Here is an 18,436-nt window from a genome sequence, read left to right on the forward strand (position 1 = left end):
ACGCCCACCACGGTCGTCACGACGGTCGTCACGACGGAAACCGCCACGGTCGTCCCGGCGCTCGCGCCGCTCGTACGGTGCCGAAGCCTCCGTACGCTCCACACGCTCGGTCCGCTCGACGTCCCGCACCGTCGGCTGCTCCGGCAGCGAGACCTCGGCCTCGGCCGCCTCGGCGACCACCGTCTCGATGTCCTCGCCCCGCTCCCGCGCGACCCGGGCCAGCAGGCGGTCGGCCTCGTCGCGCAGCTCGGAGGCGCGGCGCTGGGCGCGCTCCAGCTCCTTGGTGAGCTGGGCGACCTCGCGTTCGGCCTGCTGCGCCGCGTTGCCCGCGGACTCGGCCTGCACCTCGGTCATGGACCGGGCGCCGGTGATCTCGGCGACCTCGGGGTCGAAGGCGGCGCCGCCCTGGATGATGTGGCGCGTGGCGTCGACGCCCGCGTCCTCCATCAGCCGGAAGATCTGGCGGCGCTGGTGCGGCAGCGACAGGGAGACGACGGTGCCGGTGCGGCCGGCGCGCGCCGTGCGGCCCGCGCGGTGCAGGTAGTCCTTGTGGTCGCCGGCCGGGTCCACGTTGAGGACCAGGTCGATGCCGTCGACGTGGATGCCGCGCGCGGCGACGTCGGTGGCGACCAGGACGTTGACGTAGCCGTCCTTGAAGTCGGCCAGGGTGCGCGTGCGCGCGCCCTGGGTCATGCCGCCGTGCAGCGCGTCCGACTTCACGCCCGCGTCCCGCAGCTGCTCGGCGACGCGGTCGGCGCCCAGCTGGGTGCGGACGAAGATGATGGTGCGGCCCTTGCGGGAGGCGATGGCCGCGGTGACCGGCGCCTTGTCCTTGGGCTTCACGACGAGGATGTGGTGCGACATGGTCGTCACGGCGCCCTGGGCGGCGTCGACCTCGTGGAGGGCCGGGTCCTTCAGGTACCGGTCGACCAGGGTCTTGATCTCGTTCTCCATGGTGGCGGAGAACAGCATCCGCTGGCCGCCGGCCGGGATCTGGTCGAGCAGTTCGGTGACCTCGGGCAGGAAGCCCAGGTCGGACATCTGGTCGGCCTCGTCGAGGACCGCGATCTGCACATTCTCCAGGGAGCAGGCGCCGCGGTTGATGATGTCGCGCAGGCGGCCGGGGGTGGCGACCAGCACGTCGACGCCGCGCTCGAGGGCATAGATCTGGTTGCCCATCGAGGTGCCGCCGCAGACGACCTTCATCTTCAGGCCGAGGACGTCGCCGTACGGCTGGAGCGCGTCGGCGACCTGCATGGCCAGCTCACGGGTCGGGGTGAGGATGACGGCGCGGGGCTTGTGCTTCTCGGTGCGGCCGCCGGCCAGCGTGGCCAGGGTCGGCAGACCGAAGGAGAGGGTCTTGCCGGAGCCGGTGCGGCCACGGCCGAGGATGTCCTTGCCGGCCAGGGCGTCCGGGATGGTCGCGGCCTGGATCGGGAAGGGGGTGGTCACGCCGTTCTGCGCGAGCTTGCGCACGACGCCCTCGGGCAGGCCGAGGTCGGCGAAGGTGATCTCGGGGGTCGCCTCGGGGGCGGGGGTGATGTCGGTGTCCTCGATGTTCTCGGGCACGACGACGTGATCAGTACTGGCGATGGGCATACGAATGCGAAACCTTCCGGAGTCTCTTCGGCACGCGCCCGTCAACTCCGTGATTCGCAGTTCGCAATTACGACCGCCTCGATGCGGTCCACCACGGCAAGGGAGAGAGTACGCGCCACACGGCGCGCTCTGCAGTGGCGCCGGGCAAATAGGATCAAACGATCTGCCACCATACGCACCCGATACCCCCGAAAGCAAACCGGCAGGTGAGCGGGGGGTCCGGCGGGCAGGGAAGCACGGAGGAGGAGACCTCAGACCGGCACTCCCGCTTCCGGCGTCGGCTCCCGCCGCGCCAACTGCGTCTCGGGCGGCTGGTGCGCCGACGAGGACGGCTCCGCCTGGGTCGGCTCCGGTGTGACCGACGGCTCGGGCGGCGTCGGCGTGGGCTCCGGATCGGGCGTGTGCGAGGGCTCCGGGGGAACGGGTCCGTCGTCCGGGGTCGGTTCCGCGGGCCCGTCCGGCCCGCCGTCGGCCGGCGCGGACCGGCTCGCCCCGGCGGACGGTGTGGCCCCGGCGGACGCCGCCTTCCCGGCCTCGCCCTTCCTTCCCCTGCCCTTGCGTCCCTCGTGCTTGCCGTCCCCGCGCGCCCCGTCGGCCGACGCGGCGCCGTACCCGGCACCGCCGCCCGACACCGTGGCGCCCCCGTCCGGCTCCTCACCGCCGGGCCTCTCCGCGGAGTGCGACGGCCCGCCGCTCCCGCCCGCACCGTCCTCACCCACACTCATGCAGCCGGCGGCGGCGGCGACGGCCACGACCGTGGCGGCCAGGCGGACGGGTACGTAAAAGCGGCGCACGGGGCCACCTCCGGTTGGAGTACAGGGTCAACAACCCCAACTCCCACCACCCGCGAGAAGACACGCGTACGGCACAGGGGTGTCGTACGGACCCCCTATCCGTAGCCGAGCGCGTGCAGCCGGGCGTCGTCGATGCCGAAGTGGTGGGCGATCTCGTGCACCACCGTGATCTCCGTCTCCGCGACGACGTCCTCCCGGGACTCGCACATCCGCAGCGTCGGCCCCCGGTAGATGGTGATCCGGTCCGGCAGCACCCCCGCGTACCACTCGCCCCGTTCCGTCAGCGGAGTCCCCTCGTACAGCCCGAGCAGCTCCGGATCGTCCGCCGGCGGCTCGTCCTCCACGAACACCGCGACGTTGTCCATCAGCCGCGTCAGCTCCGGCGGGATCCGGTCCAGCGCCTCGGCGACCAGCTCCTCGAACATCTCGCGCGTCATCTCCAGCACGAAGCCATTGTCGGGCACGAGCCGTCCGTACGAGTTGCGTACGGCCCCCGCATATCCGGCCACCGACTTGGGCATACGGGACCAATGGCCCGCGTCCCCTCCGCCGTCCTGAACGCCCTCCACCGCCTCCCACGGGTCCTGCGGGCCCCCGGCCGCCGCCGGCGCTCCCCCCGGCCCGCCACCGCGACGCTCACCCTCACCCCGCAGCCGCGGCCCTGGACGCGCGCGGCCGGTCTCGTCGCCGTGGTGGTCCTCGGTGCCTGGCTCGGCCTGCTCGTCGTCGGCAACGTCCGTGTCCCGGTGGGCCCCATGGACACCACCATGACCCTGCGCCCCTCCGTCACCGGCGGCACGAAGATCAACATCTCGCCCCTGGGCGACCTCCAGCTCGCCAGCCACACGGCCCCCGTCCGCCTGGACGTCAACGTCGACCAGCTCGACCCCGAGCGCTCCCAGGCCCTCGTCGACCACCCCGAACGCCTCTCCGGCCTCCAGGACGAGGTGACCGAGGACATCACCCGCGGCACCGCCGATCTCGCCGTGCGCTCCTGCGTCGCCGTGGTCACCGGCGCCACCGCCCTGGGTCTCCTCGTCTACCGCCGCCCCCGCCGCGCCCTCACCGCCGGCGGCCTCGCCCTCGGCCTGCTGGCCGCGTCCGGCGGCACGGCGTACGCCACCTGGAACCCCGACTCCGTCCTGGAGCCGAAGTTCTCCGGCCTGCTCTCCTCCGCCCCGTCCCTGGTCGGTGACGCGCGCAGCATCGTCACGGAGTTCGACGTCTACCAGAAGGAGCTGGCGCGTCTGGTCACCAACGTGACCAAGCTGTACGACGCCACCTCCACCCTCCCCGCCTACCAGCCGGACCCGACCACCCTCCGCGTGCTGCACGTCTCCGACATCCACCTCAACCCGGCGAGCTGGAAGATCATCGCCTCGCTGGTGGAGCAGTACCGGGTGGACGTGATCGTCGACTCGGGCGACACGATGGACCACGGCACCGCCGCCGAGAACGGCTTCCTGGACTCCGTCGAGGACCTGGGCGCCCCCTACGTCTGGGTCCGCGGCAACCACGACTCGCTCGTCACCCAGCGGTATCTCGAAGGCCTGAAGAACGTCCACGTCCTCGACGACGGCAAGGCGAAGACGGTCGCCGGGCTGCGCTTCGCCGGCATCGGCGATCCGCAGTTCACCCCCGACCGCTCGAACCGGACCGGGGCCGAGCAGTCCCAGGAGCTGGCGGGCGCCCGGCTCGCCTCCGCCCTGCGCGACCAGCGGACCGCCGGCACCCCGGTGGACGTGGCGGTCGTCCACGAGCCGTCGGCGGCGCGCGAGGTCGACGGCACCGTGCCGCTGGTGCTGGCCGGGCACATCCACCACGAGGAGACGGAGGTCATGCGGTACGGCACCCGGCTGCGGGTCGAGGGCTCCACCGGGGGCAGCGGCCTGCGCGCGATCGAGGGGAAGTACCCGGACCCGATCGAGACGTCGATCCTCTACTTCGACCGCGACACGCGCCGCCTCCAGGCATGGGACTCCATCGAACTGGGCGGCCTCGGCCTGACCACGGCGGAGGTCAGCCGCCACCTCCCGAAGGAGAACCAGCCGGGTGCGAGCACCTCGCCGTCCCCCTCATCCGGCTCCTCCGGAACCCCCTCGGCCACCGCCTCGACGCCCTCCCCGTAAACCGTTTTGGCGATCGCTCCCGACAGCACGTATGCTTCTCACGTCCCCGACGCGCTGCGAAGCGCCCAGGCGGGCCGATAGCCCTCATCGTCTAGCGGCCTAGGACGCCGCCCTTTCAAGGCGGTAGCACGGGTTCGAATCCCGTTGGGGGCACGCACCACCCTGTGCGACACTGTCGTACGACACGCTTGGTCCTGTGGAGCAGTTTGGAGTGCTCGCCACCCTGTCAAGGTGGAGGCCGCGGGTTCAAATCCCGTCAGGACCGCTGGTGTTTCACGTGAAACACCTCGGCTGGGTAGCTCAGTTGGTACGAGCGATCGCCTGAAAAGCGATAGGTCGCCGGTTCGACCCCGGCCCCAGCCACAGCAAAGGCCCCGATCATCGATCGGGGCCTTGTTGTGTGTCCCCTCACACGGGTCCTCGTGCCTGAGTCTCCGCGCAGGAGCTTCCGTGCAGAGGCCTCGCACCTGTACCCCGGCAAAATCATTGGCCGCGAATTTTCGCGGGATGAGATCCTGGAGTCCGTATGTCTACGCACTCTGCCCCCGCTCTCGGCTCCCTCGCCTCCCGCCTCACCGAGCTGTCGCTGCGCGACGCGCACCGGCTCGGGCGCAGGCTCGAAGGCGCACGCAAGATCCGTAAGCCGGAGGCCCGCGCCGCCGTGCTCGCCGAGATCGAGGCGGAGGTCGCCGGGTCCGAGGAACGGATGGCCGCGCGGCGCGCCCGGGTGCCCGCGGTCACGTATCCCGAACAGCTTCCCGTCAGCCAGAAGAAGGACGCGATCGCCGAGGCGATCCGTGATCACCAGGTGGTGATCGTCGCGGGTGAGACCGGGTCCGGCAAGACCACGCAGATCCCGAAGATCTGCGTGGAGCTGGGCCGGGGCGTCCGGGGCATGATCGGGCACACCCAGCCCCGCCGCATCGCCGCGCGTACGGTCGCGGAGCGGGTGGCGGAGGAGCTGGACACGCCGCTGGGCGAGGCCGTCGGCTGGAAGGTCCGCTTCACCGACCAGGTGAACCCGGACGCCACCTTCATCAAGCTGATGACGGACGGCATCCTGCTCGCGGAGATCCAGACCGACCGCGAGCTGCGCGCCTACGACACGATCATCATCGACGAGGCGCACGAGCGGTCGCTCAACATCGACTTCCTGCTCGGCTACCTCGCCCAGCTCCTGCCGAAGCGGCCGGACCTGAAGGTCGTCATCACATCCGCGACCATCGACCCGGAGCGTTTCTCCCGGCACTTCGGGGACGCGCCGATCATCGAGGTCAGCGGGCGTACGTATCCGGTGGAGGTGCGGTACCGGCCGCTGCTGGAGGAGGACTCCGAGGACGCCGACCGCGACCAGATCACCGCGATCACGGACGCCGTCGAGGAGCTGATGGCCGAGGGGCCCGGCGACATCCTGGTGTTCCTCTCCGGTGAGCGGGAGATCCGGGACACGGCGGACGCGCTGACGAAGAAGCGGTACCGGTCGACCGAGGTGCTGCCGCTGTACGCGCGGCTGTCGCACGCCGAGCAGCACCGGGTGTTCCAGCAGCACGGCGGCCGCCGGATCGTGCTGGCGACGAACGTGGCCGAGACGTCGTTGACCGTGCCGGGCATCAAGTACGTCATCGACCCGGGCTTCGCGCGCATCTCCCGCTACAGCCACCGCACCAAGGTGCAGCGGCTGCCGATCGAGCCGGTCTCGCAGGCCAGCGCCAACCAGCGCAAGGGCCGCTGCGGCCGTACGTCGGACGGCATCTGCATCCGGCTGTACAGCGAGGACGACTTCCTGGCCCGTCCGGAGTTCACGGACGCGGAGATCCTGCGCACCAACCTCGCCTCGGTCATCCTGCAGATGACGGCGGCCGGCCTGGGCGAGATCGAGAAGTTCCCCTTCATCGACCCGCCGGACCACCGCAACATCCGCGACGGCGTGCAGCTGCTCCAGGAGCTGGGCGCGCTCGACGCGGCGCAGAAGGACCCGCGCAAGCGGCTGACGCAGACCGGGCGGAAGCTGGCGCAGCTTCCGGTGGACCCGCGGCTGGCCCGCATGGTGCTGGAGGCGGACAAGAACGGCTGTGTCCGCGAGGTGATGGTCATCGCCGCCGCCCTGTCCATCCAGGATCCGCGGGAGCGGCCGGCCGACAAGCAGACGCAGGCCGACCAGCAGCACGCCCGGTTCCGGGACGAGTCCAGCGACTTCCTCGCCTACCTCAACCTGTGGCGGTACGTCCGCGAGCAGCAGAAGGAGCGCGGCTCGTCGTCGTTCCGCCGGATGTGCAAGCAGGAGTACCTGAACTTCCTGCGGATCCGTGAGTGGCAGGACATCTACACGCAGCTGCGCACGGTCGCCAAGCAGATGGGCATCCACCTCAACGAGGAGGACGCCCCCGGCGACCGGATCCACGTCTCCCTGCTGGCCGGTCTGCTGTCGCACATCGGCATGAAGGACGTGAAGGAGTCCAAGGACTCCGGTCCGGGCGCCGGCCGCAAGGACGGCGGGCGCAACGAGTACCTGGGCGCGCGGAACGCCAAGTTCGCGATCTTCCCGGGCTCGGCGCTGTTCAGGAAACCGCCGCGGTTCGTGATGTCGGCCGAGCTGGTGGAGACGTCCCGGCTGTGGGCGCGGGTCAACGCGAAGATCGAGCCGGAGTGGGTGGAGCCGCTCGCGGAGCACCTGCTCAAGCGCACGTACAGCGAGCCGCACTGGGAGAAGGACCAGGCGGCCGTGATGGCGTACGAGAAGGTCACGCTGTACGGCGTGCCGATCGTGGCGCAGCGCAAGGTGAACTACGGGCGGATCGACCCGGAGGTCTCCCGGGAGCTGTTCATCCGCAACGCCCTGGTCGAGGGCGACTGGCGCACGCACCACAAGTTCTACGCCGACAACCGGAAGCTGCTGACCGAGGTCGAGGAGCTGGAACACCGGGCGCGGCGCCGGGACATCATGGTCGACGACGAGACGCTGTTCGACTTCTACGACCAGCGGATCCCCGAACACGTGGTGTCGGGGGCGCACTTCGACTCGTGGTGGAAGCACAAGCGGCACGAGCAGCCGGACTTCCTCGACTTCGAGCGGGAGATGCTGATCCGTGAGTCGGCGGAGGCGGTCACCAAGGCCGACTACCCGGACTCGTGGCGGCAGGGTCCGCTGAAGTTCCGGGTGACGTACCAGTTCGAGCCGGGCGCGGACGCGGACGGCGTGACGGTCCACGTTCCGCTCCAGGTGCTGAACCAGGTGACGGACGAGGGCTTCGACTGGCAGATCCCCGGCCTGCGCGAGGAGGTCGTCACGGAACTGATCCGTTCGCTTCCCAAGCCGATCCGGCGGAACTACGTGCCGGCGCCGAACTACGCGAAGGCGTTCCTGGAGCGGGCGGTGCCCCTGCAGGAGCCGCTGACCGTGACGATGGCCCGTGAGCTGAAGCGGATGGTCGGGGTGCCCTTCGAGGCGGAGGACTTCGACTGGTCCCGGGTCCCTGACCACTTGAAGGTGACGTTCCGGATCGTCGACGAGCGGCGCCGCACGGTGGCCGAGGACAAGGACCTGGAGGCCCTCAAGCTCCAGTTGCGGCCGAAGGCCCGCAAGGCGCTGTCCCAGGCGGCCGCCGCCACGGCGCAGCGCCAGGGCGGCGAGTCCCTGGAGCGCAAGGGGCTGACGGACTGGACGATCGGCTCGCTGACCCGGGTGTTCGAGACGCGCCGGGCCGGTCAGCCGGTGAAGGCGTATCCGGCGCTGGTCGACGACGGCGACACGGTGTCGGTGCGGCTGTTCGACACGGAGGCCGAGCAGGCGGAGGCGATGTGGAAGGGCACGCGCCGGCTGATCCTGCTGGGGATTCCGGTGAACCCCGCGAAGTTCGCGTCCGAGAGGCTGACGAACGCGCAGAAGCTGGCGTTGTCCGCGAATCCGCACGGTTCGGTGCAGGCGCTGTTCGACGACTGCGCGACGGCGGCGGCGGACCGGCTGATCGCCGACTTCGGCGGGCCGGTGTGGGACGAGGAGTCCTACCGGAAGCTGTACGACAAGGTCCGCGCGGAGATCGTCGACACGACGGTCCGCGCGGTGGGCCAGGTGCAGCAGGTGCTGGCGGCGTGGCAGGCCTGTGAGCGCCGTCTGAAGGCCGTACGGAGCCCCGCGCTGCTCCCGAACCTCCAGGACGTACGGGGGCAGCTGGACGCGCTCGTCCGGCCCGGTTTCGTGACGGAGGCAGGGCTGCGGCGGCTGCCGGACCTGATGCGCTACCTGGTGGCCGCGGACCGGCGCCTGCAGCAGATGCCGGCGAACGTCCAGCGGGACACCACGCGCATGGCGAAGGTCCACGAGATGCGGGACGAGTACGCGTGGCTGCTGGAACAGTTGCCGCAGGGGCGGCCGGTACCGCGGCAGGTGCTGGACATCCGCTGGATGATCGAGGAGCTGCGGGTCAGCTATTTCGCCCACGCGCTCGGCACCGCGTACCCGGTGTCGGACAAGCGGATCGTGAAGGCGATCGACGCGGCGGTACCGTGACGGCACCCGCACGCAGGGTGAGTTCGACCAGGAGGCTCCACCTCCTGTACAGTCCTTCTCGCAGCGCAACGCGGCGGAATCCCCTAGGAGAATCCGTCGCGTGAACACTGCGAAACCTGGTCCTGTGGAGCAGTTTGGAGTGCTCGCCACCCTGTCAAGGTGGAGGCCGCGGGTTCAAATCCCGTCAGGACCGCAACAACCGCAAGGCCCGCACCCCGCAAGGGACGCGGGCCTTCCGCATGAGCACCCCCCACCAAGGCCGCGCCCCGCGGCGGAGCCGCGATCGGGTACGGCAAATCCCGTCAGGACCGCAACAACCGCAAGGCCCACACCCCGCAAGGGACGCGGGCCTTCCGCATGAACACCCCCCACCAAGGCCGCGCCCCGCGGCGGAGCCGCGATCGGGTACGGCAAATCCCGTCAGGACCGCAACAACCGCAAGGCCCACACCCCGCAAGGGACGCGGGCCTTCCGCATGAACACCCCCCACCAAGGCCGCGCCCCGCGGCGGAGCCGCGAACGAACACGACGCAGCCCGTCAGGACCGCAACAACCGCAAGGCCCCACCGGAGCCGCGATCGGGTACGGCGGATCCGTCAGGGCCGTCCTGCACGCGAGACCCGCTCCACGCGAGAGATGGGCGCTCCACGGGAGCCCGCCACCCCGCGGAGGCTCGTATCCTCCCCATGACGGGAGCTCGGGGCTGAAGTCCCGTGCGTGCGGGGCGCTGTGCGCCCTCCACGCCGTCTTGACGGGTCCGCCGTCCCTCGGTACTCCAGGAAGCAGGGCACGACTCCGTGTTGCCCCTCGGAGGTGACGTATGACGGCATCGGCCAGGCACGAGACACGGGCGCTGCTCCGTGCGCATCTGGCGGCCGCGTCGTCGTACCGGCACCTCACCCGGCACTGCCCGGTCTGCCACCGTCTCCTGCGGCTGGCGATGGAGACCCCGGACGCCTCGCGGCCGGCCGGGGAACAACCCGGCTCCCACGCCCGTTCCCTCTAGCGCATATGCCACAGGCTCAACAAGCCGACTGGTATGTGACGGGTGTCACCGTATGAGTTTCAGGAAGTGCGGTACTTACACCTCTCCTACAACAAGTCAATTTAATATGTGCAATTGCACCCCCTCGGAGAGGTCCGCGTCGGCCGGCACACAGGTGATCCCCCACCCGCCCCCAGAGTCCGAGAAGCCCGCGCACAGAGTGCTCCCGGGAGCCCGTCGGGACGGCCCCCGCCCCTTCATGAGCGCACAAAAAGATCGCGCTGGACCCGGCGGGGTCCAGCGCGATCGACGACGCGCCCTTGTTCAGTTGCCTGGAAAGCTCTGATCTGCTGGAGCGAGGGGCCTGTTGGGGCAGTCCCCGCGTCGCTTGGAGCCAGGATTCCCGGGCGTCTCGGCCGGTGGGGGACCAGCCGGTGCTGCCCGGTTCATGCGGTTGTTCAGGCCTCGCTGCGCTGCTGCGGAATGCCCGCGAGCAGTGCGCGGACCTCGGCTTCGCGGTAGCGGCGGTGCCCGCCGAGCGTGCGGATCGACGTGAGCTTGCCTGCCTTCGCCCAGCGCGTGACCGTCTTCGGGTCGACGCGGAACATGGTGGCGACCTCAGCCGGGGTCAGCAGCGGCTCGGCATCAGGGGTGCGAGCGGTCATGAGCGGCCTCCTCGGGAGAACCGAACCTTCTCGGTTCTTTCCTCTAAATTCTGCACCTTGACCCGCGTTGCCCGAAATGGCGGACGCGAGTCGAGTCGGTTATAGGACGAACGGCTTGTCCTCGGCACTACAACTACACCATCTGTCCAGCCACGTCGGCCAAACCGATGGAATTGCCCTCCCAGGTGTTCATCAGCCGCGGAAGCCGATGGACCATGCCATAGCGGACAGTCACGCCACTGTGACGATCAGTCACAGCAGCGATCAGGAGTCACCGGACCCCCTAAAGCGTGCATTACCGAGAATCCGCCCATAGTTGAGCACAGTAGGACGGAAGAGTCCTCCCCGGACTCCTTGTCCTATTTTGGCATGAGGGTGGGCAAGGGGCGCAAGGGCCGCGTAAGTGCGGTCCGTCACGCTTGACGCGCTTGGGACATACGCCCGGATCGGCTTCTACGTCCGTTGTCGGGCCCGCACTGACGGAACCTCAGACACCTCAGGGCGAAGACGAAACCCCAAGAACGGCGTTTGGTCAAACGTCAGTTCGCCGAACGCAGGTCGCGGACCGCCCGCCAGCGCTCCACGAGGCGCCCGTAGGCCTCCTCTGCGCCCTCCCCGTCACCGCGCCGCAGCGCCGCGATCCCCTCGGCCACGTCCGCCGCCGAGTGGTCGTCCTCGAGCGTGCCGGCCGGCAGGGCGTGCACCAGTCCGCCGTAGTCCAGCTCGACCAGCGAGCGCGGATGGAACTCCTCCAGCCAGCGCCCGACGTCCACGAGGCCGTCGATCAGCAGGCTCTCGTCCACGGCGTCCCTGAGCGCCCGCAGCCCCCGCGCCACCCGCCGGCGGGCCTGGACCATCGGGGTCCGGTAGCGCAGGACGGGCTCCTCGCCCCCGGCCCCCTTGACGTACTCCCGCTCGTCGTCCGCGAACAGCACGAACCAGTTGATCGGCACCTGCCAGGTCGCGGTGCGGATCCACGGCCGGGCGTCGGGATGGCCGGCCAGCCAGCGCTCGTAGTCCCGGGTCGCCTGGTGCCGTACGACCGGGGGCAGGAGCGCGTCCAGGACCGGCGGCGGGAAGTCCTCGGCGAGCTCGCCCAGGGCCTGCCAGCCGCGCAGCCGGGTGCGCCAGGGACAGACGCGGACCACGCCGTCGGTCTCCAGCACGAACGCGTCGTCGCTCTCGTGCACCGGCACCGCCACCGGCGGGATGGGCGCCAGGTCGGCCAGGGACCGGCGGAGCTCGTCCTGGCAGGAGGGGAGGTCGGGGCGGCGGGCGTAACGGGCCCAGTGGCCGCGTTCCGGTTCCGGGAAGGCGGCCAGCGGTTCGTACACGCGCAAGTAGGTCGCGTAGGGGACGATCACCGAGGACACCTTGGGCACGCCTGCTCCCTCCCCCGGAGGGCGTCGCGAAAACCTGCCGGGCCCCCGCCCGGACGGACGGGAAACCCCGGCCAACCGTCGCACGGCGGTACTCCGGACGGAGGTGATCCGGGACACAGTGCCGCCGACCGGCGCGTAAGGATCTAATCTCGTGCCACGGTCTCCGCCACCTCTACGGGGCCGACCCCACCCGCCGCTACTTACTCAGGAGTCACCACAGTGACCGACGTATCTGACGGCGTCCTGCACACCCTGTTCCGTTCGGACCAGGGGGGCCACGAGCAAGTCGTGCTCTGTCAGGACCGCGCCACCGGTCTCAAGGCCGTCATCGCCATCCACTCCACCGCGCTGGGCCCCGCCCTCGGCGGTACGCGCTTCTACCCGTACGCCTCCGAGGAGGAGGCCGTCGCCGACGCGCTGAACCTCGCGCGGGGGATGTCGTACAAGAACGCCATGGCCGGGCTCGACCACGGCGGCGGCAAGGCCGTGATCATCGGCGACCCGGAGCAGATCAAGAGCGAGGAGCTGCTGCTGGCCTACGGCCGGTTCGTCGCCTCGCTCGGCGGCCGGTACGTCACCGCCTGCGACGTCGGCACGTACGTCGCCGACATGGACGTCGTGGCCCGCGAGTGCCGCTGGACCACCGGCCGCTCCCCCGAGAACGGCGGCGCGGGCGACTCCTCCGTGCTCACCTCCTACGGCGTCTACCAGGGCATGCGGGCCGCCGCCCAGCACCTGTGGGGCGACCCCTCGCTGCGCGACCGCAAGGTCGGTGTCGCGGGCGTCGGCAAGGTCGGCCACCACCTGGTGGAGCACCTGCGCGCCGAGGGCGCCGAGGTCGTGATCACCGACGTGCGCGAGGACGCCGTGCGGCGCGTCCTCGACCTGCACCCCCAGGGTGTGTCGGCCGTCGCCGACACCGAGGCGCTGATCCGCACCGAGGGCCTGGACATCTACGCCCCGTGCGCCCTCGGCGGGGCGCTCGACGACGACAGCGTGCCGGTGCTCACCGCCGGGATCGTCTGCGGCGCCGCCAACAACCAGCTCGCCCACCCGGGCGTGGAGAAGGACCTCGCCGACCGCGGGATCCTCTACGCGCCGGACTACGTGGTGAACGCCGGCGGTGTCATCCAGGTCGCCGACGAGCTGCACGGTTTCGACTTCGACCGGTGCAAGGCGAAGGCGTCGAGGATCTTCGACACCACGCTCGCCATATTCGCACGTGCGAAGGAAGACGGGATTCCGCCGGCCGCCGCGGCCGACCGGATCGCCGAGCAGCGGATGGCGGAGGCGCGCCCGGTGCGCTGACGCGTACGCGGGCGGCCCGGCCCAGGACACTATTCGTACGTTTGAGCGGTACCCGCCGGAGGGCACTTGGAGAGAACTCTCACTTCTCCCGGCGGGTCGACCGTTGATAAGTGGTTAAAATCGCGGTTGACCAGCGAGGACGGGGCGCCTCGAAGGTCCTGGGCGCGGGCACGTCATGCGGGCGACGTACCGTATGGGCGTGGGCTCAGGTACCGTGGAAGCCCTACGGACCGGACTCTCCGCTGAGAGTCCGTTCTGGACCATGAACGCGTGTCAAGACTCTGGGGCCGTCGAGCCCCGTCGTTGAGGGGGTCGAGCCATGGGGCGCGGCCGGGCCAAGGCCAAGCAGACGAAGGTCGCCCGCCAGCTGAAGTACAACAGCGGTGGGACTGACCTCTCACGCCTGGCCGAGGAGCTGGGCGCATCGCCGTCGAACCAGCCACCGAACGGTGGCCATTTCGAGGACGATGAGCAAGACGACGACCTGTACGCACGGTACGCCGACCTCTATGAGGACGACGACGAGGACGAGGACGGCCCGTCCTCGCAACAACGTCGCGGCGCTTGACCTTGCGTTGAACCCGGTCGGTGACCCCGGTCACCGACCGGGTTCAGTGCTGCCCCGGCAGCACCGGACACCTGATGTGCCGCCCGCACGCTCACCGCGCGGGCGGCACACCGTCGCTCACTTCGCGTAGTCACCGACGAGGGCCGCGCCCGTGGCGTGCTCGCCGCGGTCGGTGATCTCGCCGGCCACCCAGGCGTCCACCCCGCGGTCGGCCAGCGTCGCCAGCGCCACGTCGACGGACTCCTGCGGCACGATCGCGATCATGCCGACGCCCATGTTCAGCGTCTTCTCCAGCTCCAGCCGCTCGACCGAACCGGTCCGGCCGACCAGGTCGAACACCGGTGCGGGGGTCCAGGTGGAGCGGTCCACGGTCGCGTGCAGTCCGTCGGGGATCACACGGGCCAGGTTGGCCGCGAGTCCGCCGCCGGTGACGTGGCTGAAGGCGTGCACCTCGGTGGTGCGGATCAGCGCCAGGCAGTCCAGCGAGTAGATCCTGGTGGGCTCCAGGAGCTCCTCGCCGAGGGTGCGGCCCAGCTCGTCGATCCGGCCGTCCAGGGCGAGCCCGGCCCGCTCCAGCAGCACGTGGCGGACGAGGGAGTAGCCGTTGGAGTGAAGCCCGGAGGACGCCATGGCGATCACCGCGTCACCCGTACGGATACGGTCCGCGCCGAGCAGCCGGTCGGCCTCCACGACGCCCGTACCGGCCCCGGCGACGTCGAAGTCGTCCGGACCCAGCAGGCCGGGGTGTTCGGCCGTCTCACCGCCGACCAGGGCGCATCCGGCCAGCACACAGCCCTCCGCGATGCCCTTGACGACGGCGGCGACGCGCTCGGGATGGACCTTGCCGACACAGATGTAGTCGGTCATGAACAGCGGCTCGGCGCCGCACACCACGATGTCGTCCATGACCATGGCGACCAGGTCGTGGCCGATGGTGTCGTAGACGCCCAGCTGCCGCGCGATGTCGACCTTGGTGCCGACGCCGTCCGTGGCGGAGGCGAGCAGGGGCCGCTCGTAGTTCTTCAGGGCGGAGGCGTCGAAGAGGCCGGCGAATCCGCCGAGGCCGCCGAGGACCTCGGGGCGCCGCGTCTTCCTCACCCACTCCTTCATCAGCTCGACGGCGCGGTCGCCCGCCTCGATGTCGACGCCCGCCGCTGCGTAGCTGGCACCAGTGTTCTGGGACATGACTGTGAGAGCTTTCGTGTCGTCCGTCAGGGCTTACGGGCGGCGGATCGCGTCGACCGAGGCCGGGGCGGCGGTGCCGGCGGCCAGCTCCGTCTCCAGGAGCTGCTTGCCGAGGAGCTCGGGGTCGGGCAGCTCCATCGGGTACTCGCCGTCGAAGCAGGCGCGGCACAGGTTCGGCTTGGCGATGGTGGTCGCCTCGATCATGCCGTCGATGGAGATGTACGCCAGCGAGTCGGCGCCCAGCGAGGTGCCGATCTCGTCGATCGTCATGCCGTTGGCGATGAGCTCCGCGCGGGTGGCGAAGTCGATGCCGAAGAAGCAGGGCCACTTCACGGGCGGCGAGGAGATCCGGATGTGGACCTCGGCCGCGCCCGCCTCACGGAGCATCCGGACCAGGGCCCGCTGGGTGTTGCCGCGCACGATCGAGTCGTCCACGACGACCAGGCGCTTGCCCTTGATGACTTCCTTGAGCGGGTTCAGCTTCAGGCGGATGCCGAGCTGCCGGATGGTCTGCGAGGGCTGGATGAACGTACGTCCGACGTACGCGTTCTTGACCAGGCCGGCGCCGAAGGGGATGCCGGACGCCTCCGCGTAGCCGATCGCGGCCGGAGTGCCGGACTCCGGGGTGGCTATGACCAGGTCGGCCTCGGCCGGGGCCTCCTTGGCCAGCTTGCGGCCCATCTCGACGCGCGAGAGGTACACGTTCCGGCCGGCGATGTCGGTGTCCGGGCGGGCCAGGTACACGTACTCGAAGACACAGCCCTTGGGCTTCGCTTCCGCGAATCGGGAGGTGCGCAGCCCGTTCTGGTCGATGGCGACGAACTCGCCCGGCTCGATCTCGCGCACATAGCTCGCGCCGCAGATGTCGAGGGCGGCGGACTCGGAGGCGACGACCCAGCCGCGCTCCAGGCGGCCGAGGACCAGCGGACGGATGCCCTGCGGGTCACGGGCCGCGTACAGGGTGTTCTCGTCCATGAAGACGAGGCTGAAGGCGCCCCTGACCTTGGGGAGGACCGCGTGCGCGGCCTGCTCCACGGTCACCGGCTCGCCGTCGGCGGCGCGCTGGCCGGCCAGCAGGGCGGTGATCAGGTCGGTGTCGTTGGTGGCCGCCACCTTGGGGGCGCGGCCGTTCTCCTTGGGGAGCTCGGCGACCATCTCGGCGAGCTGCGCCGTGTTGACCAGGTTGCCGTTGTGGCCGAGCGCGATGGATCCGTGCGCGGTGGCGCGGAACGTCGGCTGGGCGTTCTCCCACACGGAGGCGCCGGTGGTCGAGTAGCGGGCGTGTCCGACCGCGATATGACCCTGGAGCGAACCGAGCGAGGTCTCGTCGAAGACCTGGGAGACCAGGCCCATGTCCTTGAAGACGAGGATCTGGGAGCCGTTGCTGACCGCGATTCCCGCGGATTCCTGGCCCCGATGCTGGAGGGCGTAGAGCCCGAAGTACGTGAGCTTGGCGACCTCTTCACCCGGAGCCCAGACACCGAAGACGCCGCAAGCGTCCTGGGGGCCCTTCTCACCGGGGAGCAGGTCGTGGTTGAGTCGTCCGTCACCACGTGGCACGCCTCCGAGTGTAGGCGAGGCAGGCCGCTGGTCCGAATGCGGGATACGGGACCGGCGGTGGATCAGCGTTCTGCGACGGCCCGCACACTGGTGCCGTTTTCGCTGGTCAACGTGAGGGTTCGGCCTTCGATCCGGTAGTCCGCGGTGCCGTTGAACAGCTTCGTCAGCGCCTTCTCGCCGTCCATGAGTGAGTCTTCGCACATCATTCGGGTCAGGGACGGCACGCCGAGGGTGATATGGCCGTCGCGCACGGTGGCGTCGGCGTTCACGTGGTTGCAGCCGAGGCGGCCGGAGACGGTGCCCTCCTCCTTGTCGAAGGTGAGGTGGGCGCGGCCGTCGAGGGCGGGGGTGGTGACGGTCCACTCGGTGCCGTACAGCGGGGTGTCCTCGGTGCGGCTCAGCCGGACGGTGTCGCCGGACCCGGTGGTGAGGGTGAGGCGGTCGCCGTGCACGTCGGTCCTCAGGGCGCCGTCGCCGAGGGTGTCGGCGAGGGTGCTTTCGAGGTCCATGACCTGCGCGTCGCAGGCCCGCAGGGTGGTGTCCCGGTCGCCGAGCCGGATGCGGTCGCCCTCAAAGGCGACCCGGCCCTTGAACTGGTTGCATCCGTAGCCGCCCTCGGCCCCGCCGTCGTCGTCGAGGGTGAGGTGCGCGCCGTCGGGGGCACGGTGGGTGGTGCCGTCGACGGTGACGTCGTCGATGGTCCAGCGGATGCCGGTGACCGGGTTCTCCGCCTGTGCGGTGCCGCTGCCGGCGCCCGCCTTCTCGCTGCCACAGGCCGCCGCGAGCGGGACGACGAGCACGGCGAGGGCCGTCAGGGTCATGCGCTGCTGGTGCTTCTGCCTGTACATGCCGATTCGACGGAGGCGGGGAGCAGGTGGTTCCCCTTGCCTCCCGGACTCATCCCAGCAGCGGCAGATACGGTCCGAGGTCCGCCCGTTCCCCGCTCGCGCTCACCTTCGCGCCGGCCACCGCGTCCTGCCAGGCCGTCCGGCCGGAGGCCAGCCTCGCCCAGGTCAGCGGGTCGGTCTCGACGACGTTCGGCGGGGTGCCCCGGGTGTGCCTCGGTCCCTCCACGCACTGCACGACCGCGTACGGCGGGATCCGCACCTCCGTGGAGCCGCCGGGGGCCTTCGCGGCGAGCGCGTCGGCCAGCAGCCGGGTGCAGGCGGCCAGGGCCTGACGGTCGTACGGGATGCCGAGACCGGGCACGGCGGCGTTCAGGTCGTCGGTGTGGACGACGAGCTCGACGGTGCGGGTGACGACGTAGTCGGCCAGGGGCAGGGCGCCCGCGCTGGTGGGGATCGGCCGGCCGCCGGGGTGTGCGTCGAGGCGGTCGGTGAAGCGCCGCTCGACGTCGGCGAGGTGGGCGTCGAGGTCGGGGTGGTCGGCTGCGAGCCGGCGGGCGGTGCCGGCGATGGCGTCCGCGTCGGCGGCGATGGCGGACGGCCAGTCGAGCAGCCGCCCGTCCTGCCGCGCCGGCTCGGGCTCGTCGAGCAGCCGGTCCACGGCCGTCAGCGCCGCCCCGATGTGCGCGACCAGCTCCCGTACGGTCCAGTCGCCGAGCCGGGTGGGCAGCGCGAGCTGCTCGGGGGTGAGGGTGCGCACGGCCGCCCGTACGTTCCCGAACTGCGCCAGGACGGCGGCGCGGGTCTTGACGGGATCGTAGGAACGGGCGCGCTTCTTGGCCGGTGGCATGGCGGAAGCCTATGCGGGCGCGGCCGGCGCCGGACGGGGTACGCCGGACACCTCGCCGT

The 18,436-nt window shown here is 70.6% G+C and carries 14 protein-coding genes and 4 tRNA genes; 9 read left to right on the plus strand and 9 right to left on the minus strand.

The genetic code is table 11. The features are described 5' to 3' along the window. The 3 genes from ACF1DX_RS34820 to ACF1DX_RS34830 all read right to left on the minus strand — a co-directional run. Positions 1-1,599, minus strand: a 1,599-nt coding sequence (locus tag ACF1DX_RS34820) for a DEAD/DEAH box helicase (protein ID WP_391795166.1), incomplete at its 3' end; no start/stop codon positions are given. 251 nt (positions 1,600-1,850) lie between these two features. Next, entirely contained in the window at positions 1,851-2,393 is a 543-nt protein-coding gene (locus ACF1DX_RS34825; RefSeq protein ID WP_391795167.1) for a hypothetical protein, read from the minus strand. Between the two features lie 95 nt (positions 2,394-2,488). Next, a complete protein-coding gene (locus ACF1DX_RS34830; RefSeq protein WP_159534388.1) occupies positions 2,489-2,839 on the minus strand; it encodes a metallopeptidase family protein in 351 nt (116 codons plus the stop codon). Between the two features lie 84 nt (positions 2,840-2,923). Here ACF1DX_RS34830 and ACF1DX_RS34835 point away from each other — a divergent pair, with 84 nt between their 5' ends. The 7 genes from ACF1DX_RS34835 (at position 2,924) to ACF1DX_RS34865 (ending at position 10,035) form a co-directional block, all read left to right on the plus strand. Next, complete coding sequence (locus ACF1DX_RS34835) at positions 2,924-4,522, plus strand: metallophosphoesterase (protein ID WP_391795168.1); 1,599 nt, start codon at positions 2,924-2,926, stop codon at positions 4,520-4,522. Positions 4,523-4,602: 80 nt separating this feature from the next. Continuing rightward, a tRNA-Glu gene (locus tag ACF1DX_RS34840) sits at positions 4,603-4,675 on the plus strand. A 37-nt stretch (positions 4,676-4,712) separates the two neighbouring features. Then, positions 4,713-4,787 (plus strand) — tRNA-Asp (locus tag ACF1DX_RS34845). 24 nt (positions 4,788-4,811) lie between these two features. Next, positions 4,812-4,885, plus strand: a tRNA-Phe gene (locus ACF1DX_RS34850). 163 nt (positions 4,886-5,048) lie between these two features. After that, on the plus strand, positions 5,049-9,029 hold the full coding sequence (gene hrpA, locus ACF1DX_RS34855) for an ATP-dependent RNA helicase HrpA (protein ID WP_391795169.1): 3,981 nt from the start codon (positions 5,049-5,051) through the stop codon (positions 9,027-9,029). Positions 9,030-9,147: 118 nt separating this feature from the next. Continuing rightward, positions 9,148-9,222: transfer RNA gene (locus ACF1DX_RS34860), tRNA-Asp, on the plus strand. 627 nt (positions 9,223-9,849) lie between these two features. Continuing rightward, on the plus strand, positions 9,850-10,035 hold the full coding sequence (locus tag ACF1DX_RS34865; protein WP_391795170.1) for a DUF6274 family protein: 186 nt from the start codon (positions 9,850-9,852) through the stop codon (positions 10,033-10,035). Between the two features lie 437 nt (positions 10,036-10,472). On the opposite strand, the gene bldC is transcribed toward ACF1DX_RS34865, so the two are convergent. Further along, complete coding sequence (gene bldC, locus ACF1DX_RS34870) at positions 10,473-10,679, minus strand: developmental transcriptional regulator BldC (protein WP_003949541.1); 207 nt, start codon at positions 10,677-10,679, stop codon at positions 10,473-10,475. Between the two features lie 539 nt (positions 10,680-11,218). Continuing rightward, a complete protein-coding gene (locus ACF1DX_RS34875; RefSeq protein WP_391795171.1) occupies positions 11,219-12,061 on the minus strand; it encodes a hypothetical protein in 843 nt (280 codons plus the stop codon). Between the two features lie 219 nt (positions 12,062-12,280). On the opposite strand from ACF1DX_RS34875, the gene ACF1DX_RS34880 reads away from it, so the two are divergent. Both ACF1DX_RS34880 and ACF1DX_RS34885 read left to right on the plus strand, forming a co-directional pair. Next, on the plus strand, positions 12,281-13,369 hold the full coding sequence (locus ACF1DX_RS34880) for a Leu/Phe/Val dehydrogenase (RefSeq protein ID WP_391795172.1): 1,089 nt from the start codon (positions 12,281-12,283) through the stop codon (positions 13,367-13,369). 319 nt (positions 13,370-13,688) lie between these two features. Beyond that, positions 13,689-13,937, plus strand: a complete 249-nt coding sequence (locus ACF1DX_RS34885; RefSeq protein ID WP_030872124.1) for a DUF3073 domain-containing protein — start codon at positions 13,689-13,691, stop codon at positions 13,935-13,937. A gap of 117 nt (positions 13,938-14,054) precedes the next feature. Here ACF1DX_RS34885 and purM read toward each other — a convergent pair whose 3' ends face one another. The 4 genes from purM to ACF1DX_RS34905 all read right to left on the minus strand — a co-directional run bounded on the left by purM (position 14,055) and on the right by ACF1DX_RS34905 (position 18,377). Further along, positions 14,055-15,122 carry a phosphoribosylformylglycinamidine cyclo-ligase gene (gene purM / locus ACF1DX_RS34890; RefSeq protein ID WP_391795173.1) on the minus strand — a complete coding sequence of 356 codons (1,068 nt, stop codon included), beginning with the start codon at positions 15,120-15,122 and terminating at the stop codon, positions 14,055-14,057. A 33-nt stretch (positions 15,123-15,155) separates the two neighbouring features. Continuing rightward, positions 15,156-16,682, minus strand: a complete 1,527-nt coding sequence (gene purF, locus ACF1DX_RS34895; RefSeq protein ID WP_391795174.1) for an amidophosphoribosyltransferase — start codon at positions 16,680-16,682, stop codon at positions 15,156-15,158. A gap of 62 nt (positions 16,683-16,744) precedes the next feature. Then, entirely contained in the window at positions 16,745-17,530 is a 786-nt protein-coding gene (locus ACF1DX_RS34900) for an META domain-containing protein (RefSeq protein ID WP_391795175.1), read from the minus strand. Positions 17,531-17,579: 49 nt separating this feature from the next. Then, positions 17,580-18,377, minus strand: a complete 798-nt coding sequence (locus tag ACF1DX_RS34905; protein ID WP_391795176.1) for a sterol carrier family protein — start codon at positions 18,375-18,377, stop codon at positions 17,580-17,582. Positions 18,378-18,436: the final 59 nt, after the last annotated feature.

Source organism: Streptomyces sp. NPDC014676, from assembly GCF_043084105.1.
Taxonomy (GTDB): Bacteria; Actinomycetota; Actinomycetes; order Streptomycetales; family Streptomycetaceae; genus Streptomyces.

Bases quoted from the DNA above. Each gene is read 5' to 3' on its own strand.
- ACF1DX_RS34885 (WP_030872124.1), top strand. From the start codon at position 13,689: ATGGGGCGCGGCCGGGCCAAGGCCAAGCAGACGAAGGTCGCCCGCCAG.
- ACF1DX_RS34900 (WP_391795175.1), bottom strand. From the start codon at position 17,530: ATGTACAGGCAGAAGCACCAGCAGCGCATGACCCTGACGGCCCTCGCC.
- bldC (WP_003949541.1), bottom strand. From the start codon at position 10,679: ATGACCGCTCGCACCCCTGATGCCGAGCCGCTGCTGACCCCGGCTGAG.
- ACF1DX_RS34835 (WP_391795168.1), top strand. From the start codon at position 2,924: ATGGCCCGCGTCCCCTCCGCCGTCCTGAACGCCCTCCACCGCCTCCCA.
- ACF1DX_RS34865 (WP_391795170.1), top strand. From the start codon at position 9,850: ATGACGGCATCGGCCAGGCACGAGACACGGGCGCTGCTCCGTGCGCAT.
- ACF1DX_RS34905 (WP_391795176.1), bottom strand. From the start codon at position 18,377: ATGCCACCGGCCAAGAAGCGCGCCCGTTCCTACGATCCCGTCAAGACC.
- purM (WP_391795173.1), bottom strand. From the start codon at position 15,122: ATGTCCCAGAACACTGGTGCCAGCTACGCAGCGGCGGGCGTCGACATC.
- hrpA (WP_391795169.1), top strand. From the start codon at position 5,049: ATGTCTACGCACTCTGCCCCCGCTCTCGGCTCCCTCGCCTCCCGCCTC.